This window comes from Herbaspirillum sp. AP02, from assembly GCF_015767275.1.
Classification (GTDB): Bacteria; Pseudomonadota; Gammaproteobacteria; order Burkholderiales; family Burkholderiaceae_D; genus Herbaspirillum.
On the sequence record NZ_JADWMY010000009.1, the window covers coordinates 265,515 to 277,638 of the forward strand.

12 protein-coding genes are annotated in these 12,124 nt (G+C 64.4%); 10 read left to right on the top strand and 2 right to left on the bottom strand.

The annotated features are described in order from the left end of the window. The first annotated feature begins 11 nt into the window (after positions 1–11). From I5R65_RS18590 to I5R65_RS18610, 5 genes are read left to right on the top strand one after another with little or no spacing between them, the layout of a single operon-like run. Positions 12–926 carry a branched-chain amino acid ABC transporter permease gene (locus tag I5R65_RS18590; RefSeq protein ID WP_180666711.1) on the top strand — a complete coding sequence of 305 codons (915 nt, stop codon included), beginning with the start codon at positions 12–14 and terminating at the stop codon, positions 924–926. 8 nt (positions 927–934) lie between these two features. Further along, entirely contained in the window at positions 935–1,888 is a 954-nt protein-coding gene (locus I5R65_RS18595) for a branched-chain amino acid ABC transporter permease (RefSeq protein WP_180666713.1), read from the top strand. Further along, complete coding sequence (locus I5R65_RS18600; protein WP_180666716.1) at positions 1,878–2,657, top strand: ABC transporter ATP-binding protein; 780 nt, start codon at positions 1,878–1,880, stop codon at positions 2,655–2,657. Before I5R65_RS18595 ends, I5R65_RS18600 begins: the two co-directional genes overlap by 11 nt. Further along, positions 2,654–3,364 carry an ABC transporter ATP-binding protein gene (locus tag I5R65_RS18605; protein WP_077235538.1) on the top strand — a complete coding sequence of 237 codons (711 nt, stop codon included), beginning with the start codon at positions 2,654–2,656 and terminating at the stop codon, positions 3,362–3,364. The genes I5R65_RS18600 and I5R65_RS18605 overlap by 4 nt, the downstream gene beginning before the upstream one ends. A gap of 41 nt (positions 3,365–3,405) precedes the next feature. Continuing rightward, positions 3,406–4,269, top strand: coding sequence for an alpha/beta hydrolase (locus I5R65_RS18610; RefSeq protein ID WP_180666718.1), 864 nt, complete (start codon positions 3,406–3,408; stop codon positions 4,267–4,269). Between the two features lie 45 nt (positions 4,270–4,314). Here the strand turns inward: I5R65_RS18610 and I5R65_RS18615 are convergent, their stop codons facing one another. After that, positions 4,315–5,784: an efflux transporter outer membrane subunit gene (locus I5R65_RS18615; RefSeq protein ID WP_180666720.1), complete on the bottom strand. Its 1,470-nt coding sequence runs from the start codon at positions 5,782–5,784 to the stop codon at positions 4,315–4,317. A gap of 189 nt (positions 5,785–5,973) precedes the next feature. Here I5R65_RS18615 and I5R65_RS18620 point away from each other — a divergent pair, with 189 nt between their 5' ends. From I5R65_RS18620 to I5R65_RS18630, 3 genes are all read left to right on the top strand, one after another. Then, positions 5,974–7,062, top strand: a complete 1,089-nt coding sequence (locus tag I5R65_RS18620) for an HlyD family secretion protein (protein ID WP_180666722.1) — start codon at positions 5,974–5,976, stop codon at positions 7,060–7,062. Beyond that, positions 7,059–8,651: a DHA2 family efflux MFS transporter permease subunit gene (locus tag I5R65_RS18625; RefSeq protein WP_180666724.1), complete on the top strand. Its 1,593-nt coding sequence runs from the start codon at positions 7,059–7,061 to the stop codon at positions 8,649–8,651. The genes I5R65_RS18620 and I5R65_RS18625 overlap by 4 nt, the downstream gene beginning before the upstream one ends. Positions 8,652–8,764: 113 nt before the next feature. Further along, complete coding sequence (locus tag I5R65_RS18630) at positions 8,765–9,271, top strand: helix-turn-helix domain-containing protein (RefSeq protein ID WP_077235542.1); 507 nt, start codon at positions 8,765–8,767, stop codon at positions 9,269–9,271. Between the two features lie 21 nt (positions 9,272–9,292). Here I5R65_RS18630 and I5R65_RS18635 read toward each other — a convergent pair whose 3' ends face one another. Continuing rightward, positions 9,293–10,561, bottom strand: coding sequence for a YbfB/YjiJ family MFS transporter (locus I5R65_RS18635; RefSeq protein WP_180666726.1), 1,269 nt, complete (start codon positions 10,559–10,561; stop codon positions 9,293–9,295). A 173-nt stretch (positions 10,562–10,734) separates the two neighbouring features. Here I5R65_RS18635 and I5R65_RS18640 point away from each other — a divergent pair, with 173 nt between their 5' ends. Together I5R65_RS18640 and I5R65_RS18645 are read left to right on the top strand one after the other, a co-directional pair. Next, positions 10,735–11,328 (top strand): TetR/AcrR family transcriptional regulator, encoded by a 594-nt coding sequence (locus tag I5R65_RS18640; protein WP_077235543.1) that lies wholly within the window; start codon positions 10,735–10,737, stop codon positions 11,326–11,328. 378 nt (positions 11,329–11,706) lie between these two features. After that, complete coding sequence (locus I5R65_RS18645; protein ID WP_180666728.1) at positions 11,707–11,949, top strand: hypothetical protein; 243 nt, start codon at positions 11,707–11,709, stop codon at positions 11,947–11,949. Positions 11,950–12,124 lie beyond the last annotated feature (175 nt).

A 12,124-nucleotide genomic window follows, 5' to 3' on the forward strand; every position in this document is an offset into this window, starting at 1 on the left:
GACGGATCATCTTGGGTAATCTGATCTTCGAGCAGGTGCTCAACAGCCTGCAGTTCGGCGTCATGCTGTTCCTGATCGCTTCGGGATTGACGCTGATCTTCGGTGTGATGAACTTCGTGAACCTGGCGCACGGCAGCTTCTTCATGATCGGCGCCTATGTGGCGGCGGTGGTGGCCGGCGCCAGCGGATCGTTCTGGCTGGGCCTGCTGGTGGCCCTGCCGGTCACCGCTGCGCTGGGCTTCCTGCTGGAGTGGCTGGTGTTTCGCCGGCTCTACAAGAAGGACCACATGGTGCACGTGCTGGCCACCTTCGCCTTCATCCTGATCTTCAACGATGGCGTGCGCATGATCTGGGGGCCGCAACCGCTGCCGCTGAACATGCCGGCCGCCTTCGCCGGACCGGTCAATCTGCTGGGCCTGCCTTACTCCAGCTATCGCCTGCTGGTGATGGCGGTGGGCGTGGCGGTGGCCATCGGCCTGTACTTCCTGATCAACCGTACCCGCATCGGCATGTGGGTGCGCGCCGGGGCCAACAACCTGGAGATGGTCACGGCCATGGGCATCAACATCCGCCTGCTGTTCCGGCTGGTGTTCAGCTTCGGCCTGTTGCTGGCGGCACTGGCCGGCATCATGCTGGGACCGCTGGTGGCGGTGCAGGCCGGCATGGGGGACGATGTGCTGATCCTGGCCTTCGTGGTGGTGGTCATCGGCGGCATCGGCTCGGTGCCGGGCGCGGCCGTCGGCGCGCTCATCGTGGGTGTGGTCGATACCCTGGGGCGCGGCCTGCTGCCGTCCCTGTTCGCGCTGTTCCTGAGCGCCGACGCCGCCGCTTCGGTGGGTCCGGCGCTGGGCTCGATGATGATCTACCTGGTGATGATCGCGGTGCTGTTCTGGCGCCCCAGCGGTCTGTTCCCGGCACGTACCTGAGGAGTCTCATGCAACGTCTGTTCGTTCTCCTGCTGCTGGTCCTGGCAGTGCTGCTGCCGATACTGGCGCAGGCCACCGGGATGGAGTACTACATCGGCGTGGTCACGCGCATCCTGATCTTTTCGATGGTGGCGGCCAGCCTGAACTTCATCCTCGGCTATGGCGGCATGGTCAGCTTCGGCCATGCGGTGTTCTTCGGCCTGGGCGCCTACGTGACCGCCATCGCCAGTTTCCATGGCGTCACCAGCGCCTGGCTGATCTGGTTGCTGGCGGCTTTGGTGACGGCGCTGGTCGGCCTGGGCATCGGTGCCATCGCGCTGCGTACGCGGGCGGTCTATTTCATCATGATCACCATGGCGCTGGCGCAGCTGTTCTACTACTTCTTCGTCGGTCTGCGCTTCTACGGCGGCGATGACGGCCTGCAGGTCAATGCCCGTCCGGTGCTGGGCCTGGGTCTGGATATCAGTGGCGACAATGGTTTCTACTGGGTGGTGCTGGCCTGGCTGGCGCTATCCTACCTGCTGCTGGGGCGCCTGCTGGCTTCGCGTTTCGGCCTGGCCCTCAATGCAATCCGCCAGAACGAGCGGCGCGCCCAGGCCATCGGCTACCCGGCCATGCGCTACAAGCTGGCCGCCTTCGTGATTGCGGCCGTCATCGCTGGCATCGCCGGCAGCCTGATCGGGATGAGCAATCTGTTCGCCAGCCCCAAGCTCCTGCACTGGTCGCAGTCCGGCATCCTGCTGGTGATGGTGGCCCTGGGCGGGGTGGGATATTTCTACGGCGGCCTGCTGGGGGCGGCGGCCTTCCTGCTGCTGGAAGAAGTGCTGTCGACCCATTTCGAATACTGGCAGATCTATGTCGGCCTGATCCTGTTGCTGGTGGTGATGGTGGCGCCACGCGGCGTGAGTTCGCTGGCCACCCTCGGCAAGACCTTGAAGCAGGGAGAGCAACATGGCGCATGAGCACGCCGCCGCATCGGGCGCGCAGGCGCTGTCGGTCCGGGGCCTGAAGAAGAACTATGGCGGACTGGCGGCCACGCGGGATGTCCATCTGGAGATCGCGGCCGGCCAGGTGCACGCCATCATCGGCCCCAACGGTGCCGGCAAGACCACGCTGCTGTCGCTGCTCTCGGGCGCGCTGGCGGCCGATGCCGGCGAGATCTACCTGTTCGGCCAGGCCATGCACGGCCATGCCGAGCAAGCCAGGGTGGCGGCCGGGCTGGTGCGCTCCTTCCAGATCACCAGCGTCTTCGATGAACTGAGCGTGCTGGAAAATCTGCAGGTGGCCGTACAGCGCGGCCAGCATCGCAGCTATGGCTTCTTCCACGCCAGCGCCAGCGACCGCCTGGCACGGGAAGCCGCGCTGGAGGTGGCGCGCCGGGTTGGGCTGGAGAAGGTGGCGCACCAGTTGTCGTCGCAGTTGTCGCACGCGGCGCGACGGCGTCTGGACGTCGGCCTGGCCATTGCCTGCCGGCCGCGCGTGCTGTTGATGGATGAACCCATGGCCGGCATGGGCCATGAGGAATCGGGTGACATGATCGCCCTGATCCAGTCGCTCAAGCAGGAACTCACCGTGGTGCTGGTCGAGCATGACATGGACGCCGTCTTCGCCCTGGCCGACCGCATCACCGTGCTGGTACAGGGCGCGGTGCTGGCCACCGGCAGCGTGGACGAGATTCGCGCCAATGCCGAGGTCAAGCTGGCTTATCTCGGCGAGGAGGAAACACAATGAGTGCATTGCTGGAGGTGGAAGGCCTCACCGGCGGTTACGGGGCCAGCCAGGTGCTGTTCGGGATCGACCTGCGCGTCAACGAAGGCGAAGTGGTCACCCTGCTGGGCCGCAATGGCATGGGCAAGACCACCACGCTGCGCACCATCCTGGGCCTGAACCGGCCCACCGGCGGCCAGGTGCGTTTCCGTGGCGAAGCCATCCATGCCGCCAGCGCCGACGCCATTGCGCGACGCGGGATCGCCATCGTTCCCGAGGGGCGGCAGATCTTCAAGAACCTGAGCGTGGAAGAAAACCTGTCCGCCTTCGCCGCCCGTCGCAACGGACGCGACAACCCGTGGACGCTGGAGAAGATCTACCAGCAGTTCCCGCGGCTGAAGGAGCGTCGCGGCAACGGTGGCGGCCAGCTCTCGGGCGGCGAACAGCAGATGCTGGCCATCGGCCGCGCGCTGATGACCAATCCGCATCTGCTGATCCTGGATGAAGCCACCGAAGGCCTGGCGCCGCTGGTGCGCGAGGAAATCTGGTCCTGCCTGAAAGCCCTGCGCGAATACGGCCTGACCATCATCGTCATCGACAAGTACATCAAGCGCCTGATCGGCTTTGCCGACCAGCACACCATCCTGGAAAAGGGCAAGGTGGTCTGGCAGGGCGATTCTGCGCAACTGTCGGTGCAGACCGAACTGTGGGACCAGTATCTGAGCGTTTAAGCGCATTGAATGGTCTTCTGAACTGCCTTAAGGAAAAGATAATGCCCGCGCCCCAATCGTTGACCACCACCCGCCGCGTCCTCTGCCCTGAAGCCGACTGCGAAGCAGGTTACAACCTCAAGGCGGCCTTCCCGGACTTTCCGCAGGTCCTGCAGCAATGGCAGCAAGCCACCGCCGCCATTGCCGGCACGTTGCTGAGCGAGGCCGATATCGCCTATGGCAGCGGGCCGCTGCAGCGTTTCGATTTCTACCGCGCCGATGGTGGCGAGCGTCCCTTGCTGGTGTTCATCCACGGTGGCTACTGGCAGGGTGGCGACAAGCAGGACATCGGCTTCATCGCCGCGCCCTATGTGCAGGCCGGCATCAGCGTGGCGGTGATCAACTATTCGCTGGCCCCGCAGGCGCGCATCGAGGACATGGTGGACGAGGTGCATGCCTGCCTGGCGTCGATCAGGGGCATGGGGCACAAGCTGCAGATTGATCCGGCGCGCATCTCGCTGATGGGTCATTCGGCCGGCGGGCATCTGGCGGCCTTCGTGGCGGCGCAACTGGCGGAACAGTCTGGCGCACAAGCGGTGCAGGCGGTGTTTGCGATCAGTGGCGTGTTCGATCTGGTACCGCTGATCCCCACTTCGCTGAACCGCGCCCTGATGCTGGATGTCGCCCGTGCCGACGCATTGAGCCCGGTGCTGCAGGGTGGCCCGGTCAGTACCCGCGTGCACACCATCATCGGTGAGCAGGAGACGGTGCAATTCCATCTGCAGGCGGCGGTGATGGCCAATTGCTGGCCGCAGGTGGTGGCCCATCACGTGGTACCGCAGACCCATCACTACACGGTGCTGTTCCCGCTGGCCGATGCGGCCAGTCCGGTGTGCCAGGCGGTGATCAGGGAGATGCTCGGCTGAGGCCGACGGCTCCCCGTCACTGACTGCGACCCAACGCTCGTCACGCTACCAACCACCGCCCAGGGCCCGATACAGGCCCACGCTGGCGCGTGCCGAGTCTGCCTCGGCCACGATCAGTTGGTCCTGTGCGGCCAGCAGCTGGCGCGTCTGCTCCAACACTTCCACGCGACTCTCGGCACCATGGTCGAAGGCCTCGGTGACCGCTCTCAAGGCTTCCTCGCTGGCCGCCTTCTGCTGTTGCAGGGCCAGGCGCCGCTGCTCCAGTTCGCTTTCGTTGACCAGCGCATTTTCCACATCCTCGGTGGCCTTCAGCATGGCCTGGCGGAAGCGCGACAGGTCTTCCGCATGGGCGCCTTTGGCCGCCGCCACTTCCGCATCCACCCGACCGAAATCGAACAGGCGCCAGCGCAGGCCCGCTACCGCCGTGGGTTGCAGGGTGCGCTCGGAGAGTTCGAAGCGCGACAGGCTCTCGAAACCCAGCAAGCCCGATAAGGATAGCTTGGGGTAGTACTCCGACATGGCCACGCCGATGCGGGCGTTCGATGCCGCCAGTCGGCGCTCGGCAGCCATCACGTCGGGACGGCGGCGCAGCAGTTGCGCCGGTGCCGGCAGGGCGTCCAGGGAGGGTGCGGCGGCCATGGTCGGCGCATCGCTGGTCCACTGGGTCGCCAGGCTGCCGGGTGCCGCTCCCATCAGGACATCGAGCCGATTGCGCTGGATTTCGATTTCGGCGCGCACCGGCGTGACCGCGGCGCGCGCGCCGGCCAGGCGGGCCTGCGCCTGGGCCAGTTCGCGACGATTGGAAAACCCATCCTGCAGCCGCAGCGCCACCAGTTCACTCAACTGGCGCTCGGCGGCGATCTGCTGTTCCAGCACCTGGCGCCGCGCTTGCGCCCCACGCAGCCGGAAATAGGCATCGGCCGCTTCGGCGGCCAGCGATATCCGCACGCCCAGGCCATCGGCGGCGGCCGCCTCGGCGCTGGCGAGATCGGCTTCGCGCTGGCGATGCAGGCCACCGAAGAGATCGATTTCCCAGCTGGCGCCGAGGCCCAGGTCGTATTGTGTGTGGTTGCGCTCGTAACCCGGGAAGTTGCTGGCAATCTGGCCCAGTGGACTGCGCAGCGACTGCCGCTGCTGCTGCACCTGCAGGTTGGCGCTGGCGCTGGGCAGCAGGGCGGCATCGGCCAGTTGTGCCACCGCACGGGCCTGCTCGACGCGGGACAGCGCCGCCTGCAGATCCAGATTCTGGGCCAGCACGCGGTCGATGATGCGATCCAGCACCGGGTCGTGGAAACCGGACCACCACTGGCGCAGCGCCTCGCTGGAGGCCTGCTGATTGGTGGAGGCCTGCGGATCGGCCTGCGCCGCCGCGCCGGCATGGGCATAGCGGGCCGGCAGCACCGCACCCGGGGCATCGCCGCTGGCGTAATCGGGGCCGACGGCGCAGGCGCTCAAGGTAGTGGCGACCAGGAGAGCGAGCAGGCTCAGGGGGAGGGAGCGGGGGCGGTGTTGCATGCGCTGGCCTTTCGTGGGGTTCGATTGGTTACTTGCAAATTGATAGTTGCTAGTGTAAAGTCACTTTCATTGTGAAAGCAACCGATTTATTTCCGATGTGGCGATGCCGGGCCTGTCTTTCATCGGTTGCACAAGTTTCGTTTCCTCTTTTCCTTTTTCCATTCACCGATCCTTGCAAGGAGTTGTTCCATGGCCCATCCCCTCTCACCCGACGGCAATCCACCGGCTGTACGCAAACGGATGACGGGCAAGGCCCACCTGGGACTGGCGGTGGCTGGCGTGGCCGCGCTGGCGCTGGCCTTCTATGGCTGGCACTGGTGGCAGCACGGGCGTTACCAGCAGGACACGGACGATGCCTACGTCGGTGGCGACATCACCGTCATCAGTGCCAAGGTGCCGGGCTACATCGCTACCGTGGCGGTGGGCGACAACCAGGTGGTGCATGCCGGCGACCTGCTGGCCAGGCTGGATGACCGCGACTACCGCGCCGCGCTGGCCCGCGCCGATGGCGCCGTGGCAGCCCGCAAGGCTGAACTCGCCAACCTGGAGGCCACCCGTGCGGTACAGGCGGCGCTGATCGCCCAGGCCAAGGCCACAGTGGACGCCAGCCAGGCCGAGATCGTGCGCAGCCAGGACGATGACCGCCGCTTCGAGCGGCTGGTGGACAAGGCGGCGGTGTCGGTGCAGGCGGCCCAGAAGGCCGCGGCCGATTACCGCCAAGCCGCCGCCAATGGCCAGAAGGCCCAGGCCGGGCTGGCCGTGGCCACGCGCCAACTGGCCGTGATCGATACCCAGCAGCAGCAGGCGGCAGCCGGTCTGGCCCAGGCCATGGCCGAGCGCGAAGCAGCCAGTCTCAACCTGGGCTATACCGAATTGCGTGCTCCCATCGACGGCGTGGTCGGCAACCGCCGCGCCCGCGCCGGCGCCTACGCCGCCACGGCCAGCCAGCTGATGGTGATCGTGCCGGCCCACGGCCTGTGGGTCGACGCCAATTTCAAGGAAAGCCAACTGGCCGGCATCCAGCCCGGTGACCCCGCGACCATCGAGGCCGATGCGGTGCCGGGGCGGGTCTTCCATGGCCGGGTGGCCAGTGTGGCGCCGGCTACCGGCGCCCAGTTCAGCGTGCTGCCGGCGGAGAACGCCACCGGCAACTTCACCAAGATCGTGCAGCGGGTACCGGTGCGCATCGTCCTCGACCAGGCCGATGCGACGCTGGATGCGCTGCGCCCCGGTCTGTCGGTGGTGGCCCGGGTCGACCACCGGAGCCAGGGATCATGAGTGCCAGCGCGGCTGCGGCGGGGCAACTGATCCAGCCGTCGCAGATGACGACTTCCGCCAAGGTCTTCGCCTTTGGCGTGATGTGCGTCGGCATGTTCGTGGCCTTGCTGGATATCCAGATCGTCTCGGCCTCGCTGCGCGACATCGGCGGCGGCCTGTCGGCCGGCAATGATGAAACCACCTGGGTACAGACCAGCTACCTGATCGCCGAGATCATCGTCATTCCGCTCTCGGGCTGGCTCACGCGCACCATGTCCACGCGCTGGCTGTTCGCCTTCTCGGCCGCCGGCTTCACCCTGACCAGCCTGCTGTGCGGGCTGGCCTGGAACATCCAGAGCATGATCGTGTTCCGCGCCATGCAGGGTTTCCTGGGCGGGTCGATGATCCCCACCGTCTTCACCACCGCCTTCGCCTTCTTCGACAACAAGCAGCGCGTCATCGCCGCCTCCACCATCGGCGCCATTGCCTCGCTGGCGCCCACGCTGGGCCCCACGGTGGGTGGCTGGATCACCGATCACTACAGCTGGCACTGGCTGTTCTTCATCAACCTCTTGCCGGGTATCTTCATCACCCTGACCGTGCCGCGCCTGGTGCGCATCGACCTGCCGGACTGGTCACTGCTGCGGCGGGCCGACTATCCGGGGATCATCCTGATGTCGCTGTTCCTCGGCTGTCTCGAATACACTCTGGAAGAAGGCCCGCGCTGGGACTGGATGGGCGACCCGGTCATCGCCACCACCGCCTGGGTGGCGGGCATTGCCGGCGTGCTCTTCGTCTGGCGCAGCCTGACGGCCGCCGAACCGGTGGTGGACCTGCGGGCGCTGAAGGATCGCAATTTCGCGCTGGGCTGTTTCTTTTCCTTCGTCACCGGCATCGGCATCTTCGCCACGATCTACCTGACCCCGCTGTTCCTGGGCCGGGTGCGCGGTTTCAGCGCCTTGCAGATCGGGCTGGCGGTATTTTCCACCGGGGTGTTCCAGATCATGTCCATCCCGCTGTATGCCTGGCTGACCAAACGCATGGACCTGCGCTGGATCATGATGCTCGGGCTGGGTCTGTTTGCGCTGTCGATGTGGCAGTTCGTGCCGATCACGCATGACTGGGGCTGGGCGCAACTGCTGTTGCCGCAGGCACTGCGCGGCGTGGCCCAGCAACTGGCGGTGCCGCCGACGGTGACGCTGACTCTCGGCGGCCTGGCACCGGCACGACTGAAGTTCGCCTCGGGCTTGTTCAACCTGATGCGAAACCTGGGCGGCGCCATCGGCATTGCGCTATGCGCCACCATCCTCAACGACCGCACCAACCTGCACTTCATGCGCCTGGCCGAGCACCTCAACGGCGCCAGCGAATCCATGCTGCAGTGGCAGGGGGCAGTGAGTGATGCCCTGAGCACGCAACTGGGCGACGCGCTGGCAGGGCAGGCCGCCGCCTTGCGCCAGCTGTGGCAACTGACCTATCGCGAGGCGCAGACGATGACCTTCTCGGACGCCTTCCTGGCCGTGATGGTGTGCTTCATCATCGCCACCCTGATGGTGCCGCTGATGCGCAAGGTGATACCGCCCAAGGCGCCGTCGGCAGATGCGCATTGAGGGCAGGGCGGCCCGGCGTGTCACAATGCGGCACAATGCGGGTCGCACGCAGTAATGCCCTGCTGCGGCCACCCTGAGAACTTGAAAACCTGAGTACAGCTGGAGAACCCCACATGCAGCGCAAGCGCTTTGATGACATGCAATGCCCGATCGCCCGTTCGCTGGACCGCGTGGGTGAGTGGTGGAGCATCCTGATCCTGCGCGATGCCTTCTATGGTCTGTCGCGCTTCGATGAATTCCAGAAGCACCTGGAGATCGCCCCCAACATCCTGACCCGCCGCCTGGCCGGGCTGGTGGAGCAGGGTCTGCTGGAGAAGGTGCAGTATTCCGAACGCCCACCGCGCTACGAATACCACCTGACCCCGCGTGGACGCGATTTCCGCCCGGTGCTGCTGGCCCTGCTGCAATGGGGTAATACCCATTTCGCCCCGGAAGGTGCGGCCGTGATCCTGACTGATATCGAGACCGGCAAACAGGCCATTCCCATGATGGTGGATGCCAACACCGGCAAGCCCATCACCCCCAAGACCCACATCATCGCCGAAGGCCCGGCGGCCAGCGACAAGGTCAAGCGCAGCATTGCCGAGCTGCTGGAACGACGCGCCGCCGCTGCTTCCTGAGCGGCGCGATGTTGGTGCCGGCTAGGCCGCCTGGCGGGTGCCGGCAGGATCGGCCAGCCGGCCCAACTCGGCCAACAGCGCGATGACCACCATGACCGCCGCGCCCAGGAACATCAGGCGATGCTGGCCATGCACCAGGTTGAAGAGCGCCGAGAAACCATAGGCCGCCAGCGCCATCAGGGCCGCCGAAAACACCGTGGCGCGGCTCCACACCAGATTCTGCTGCACCGGATGGTGCGGCAGCAGCTCATGCACCCGGGCCACTGCCAGCGGCACCATACCCGGCGCAAACATCCCGATCACCAGCGTGTACAGGCCCAGCAGCAAGTGATTGTCGCTCTGGTACACGCCCACCAGCATCGCCACCTGCACCACGCTGAACAGGGCCATGCCGTTCTGCGCACCGGCCTTGTCCGCCACCCAGCCATACAGCGGCGGACCGACGATGGCGCCGACACCGTACAGGACCCAGAACAGCGCGCCGTATTCAGTCCCCATGCCCAGCCCGCGTGAGATGTAATCCACCAGGAACACCATCGGTGCTACCGCCGAGGCCGCCATCAACGCGTATTGCCCGAACAGCAGCTTGATGCGCCAGTTGGCCGTGGTCACGTGTCGTGGCGCAGGGTGGGCCGTGCCAGCGGCATTCTTGTGAGACTGTACCGGCGGCCAGGCAAACCAGCTCGCCGCGCTCAGCACGGTCGACAGCACTGCCAGCCCGATCCAGGTGACGCGCAGCCCCATGCCCAGCAGCAGCGGAATGAGCGTACCGGTCGCGGCGATGCCCAGCCCCAGCCCGAGGAAGATCGCACCGCTGGCGCGACCCCGGCTGGCCGGCGGCACGTGCGGCAGGATGGTCCCGGCCACCAGCACCATCACCACCCCGCCGGCCACCCCCGAGAGCAGGCGCCAGACGAAATACCAGGCCAGCGACAAGGGAAAGGCACAGGCCAGGAAGGTCAGCGTGATGAGCAGCATCATCATCCGCAGCGCGCGCTGGTTGCCGATCCGCCCGCCGATGGGACGGGCGATGAGCGCGCCGATCAGATAGCCGGCCAGATTGGCAGCACCCAGGTAGATCACGCTGGAGGTGGAAAACCAGTGCTGATGGATCAGCTCGGGAATGAGCGGCGTAAAGCCGAACCTGGCCAGCCCGATGCTGACCAGGCTGGCGGACAGCCCGGCGAAGATATAGCGCCAGACCTCGGCGCGGGTAGCGGAGGGCGCGTGAGGGGCGTGGGTGGTCTCAGTGGTGTGGGTAAGGTCACCCACAGGGTTTTGCGAACGCATGATGGCCTGCCTGTTCAAGTAGATTCAACGTGGATTGCAAGTTGATCGATGGGCACCGTGGTCGGGTGCTATGTTTGACATTAACGTCAATATTGACACTCTAGTCAAAATTGACATGAGCGTCAAGAATGGGTTTAATGTGTGCATCGTATCGACAACAACAGGAGATCGGGATGGCGGGCGTAAGGCAGTTTGACGAGGACGAGGTATTCGAGGAAGCGCTGGCCGTGTTCTGGCAGAAGGGCTATGCCGCCACCACCATGCAGGACCTGGCGGCGGCTACCGGCGTGCAGCGCGGTTCCTTATATAACGCCTATGGCGACAAGGAAACCTTGTTCCTGCACGTCTTCGGACGTTACCGCGACAGTTACCTGGCGCAGTTGCGCCAGGCGCTGGCGCAGGAAGACCCACGCCTGGCCCTGCGCCAGTTCCTGCATTACATCTTCCGCTCCATGCGCACCGGCAAGCCTTCGCGGGGCTGCCTGAGCACCAAGACGGCCCTGAGCGAGGAAGGCAAGGAAGAACAGATCCGCGCCGTGATCCGGGGTTTGCTGGATGACATGGAAGCGGTCCTGCTGGAGCGCTTCGACCGGCCGGACACCCGCAGCCAGTTGAGCATGACCCCGCGTGAAGCGGCCCGCATGGTGGTCTGCATGACACGGGGACTGGTGGTGCTGGAGCGCGTCTATCAGGACGAGAAACGGCTCAAGGAAATGGCGGAGATATTGATTGGGACGCTGCTGCCCGGGGAGGGCAGCAGGAAATAAAGGCTTCGGACAGAAGCCGGAAACTCAGGCCTTGCCGCTGGAGAGCATCCGCGCCACATACCGAGCAAGTATGTGTTGATCTTTGTAAGTAATTGGTTTTAATGATTTTTAATTTTTTCGACATATTTTTACCGTCGAAAATACCGTCAAAACGATGAGCTTTTATGAGATGACTTGAGATCGGCTAAGAAATCGCCGCTCTTTCGGCACCGCCATCTCATTGTGTAATTGTTTGGAATGGATCGCGCCGATCATATTCTAGAGCGGCCTGTAGCAGCACCGTCTTTGCATCAAATTCCCTCGTCATCAACGTGGCGTTCGTCGCCTTATCCAGTCCTCTGGAGGAGCGCGTTCGCCTGCCCAAAGAAAGGACTGGCAATGATTTATAAACGTGGAGACCAGACTATCTCTGGATGGGTAGCCAAGCCAAACCATGGCGCAAATGAAGAACTCTCGGATCCAGCAGTCAGTGATTTTTCTGAAAATCTGATCGGCAGCGAGTTTGGACCGCTCAAGACAATTTCCGCCGCGTTGGTACTTTGGGATTCACTTCGGAAGCATCCGCCACTATTTTTCCCAAAATGCCCGCTTAGTGCGGGTATTTTCTACGGTGCTTTGTAATGATCAAAGAGTACTTTCTAAGTGTGAAACAGTACAAAAACATAAGTGTGTTGAATTGCATCGAAAACTGACCCACTTAAGCCAGAAATTTGCATCCTAAGTTGACCCATGTTTAGACCACAATCCTGCTCAAGACAGCGAGCGGGAGAACGGAGTGATAAACGTGGCCCTACTT

Bases quoted from the DNA above. Each gene is read 5' to 3' on its own strand.
- I5R65_RS18595 (WP_180666713.1), top strand. From the start codon at position 935: ATGCAACGTCTGTTCGTTCTCCTGCTGCTGGTCCTGGCAGTGCTGCTG.
- I5R65_RS18600 (WP_180666716.1), top strand. From the start codon at position 1,878: ATGGCGCATGAGCACGCCGCCGCATCGGGCGCGCAGGCGCTGTCGGTC.
- I5R65_RS18605 (WP_077235538.1), top strand. From the start codon at position 2,654: ATGAGTGCATTGCTGGAGGTGGAAGGCCTCACCGGCGGTTACGGGGCC.
- I5R65_RS18610 (WP_180666718.1), top strand. From the start codon at position 3,406: ATGCCCGCGCCCCAATCGTTGACCACCACCCGCCGCGTCCTCTGCCCT.
- I5R65_RS18615 (WP_180666720.1), bottom strand. From the start codon at position 5,784: ATGCAACACCGCCCCCGCTCCCTCCCCCTGAGCCTGCTCGCTCTCCTG.
- I5R65_RS18620 (WP_180666722.1), top strand. From the start codon at position 5,974: ATGGCCCATCCCCTCTCACCCGACGGCAATCCACCGGCTGTACGCAAA.
- I5R65_RS18625 (WP_180666724.1), top strand. From the start codon at position 7,059: ATGAGTGCCAGCGCGGCTGCGGCGGGGCAACTGATCCAGCCGTCGCAG.
- I5R65_RS18630 (WP_077235542.1), top strand. From the start codon at position 8,765: ATGCAGCGCAAGCGCTTTGATGACATGCAATGCCCGATCGCCCGTTCG.
- I5R65_RS18635 (WP_180666726.1), bottom strand. From the start codon at position 10,561: ATGCGTTCGCAAAACCCTGTGGGTGACCTTACCCACACCACTGAGACC.
- I5R65_RS18640 (WP_077235543.1), top strand. From the start codon at position 10,735: ATGGCGGGCGTAAGGCAGTTTGACGAGGACGAGGTATTCGAGGAAGCG.
- I5R65_RS18645 (WP_180666728.1), top strand. From the start codon at position 11,707: ATGATTTATAAACGTGGAGACCAGACTATCTCTGGATGGGTAGCCAAG.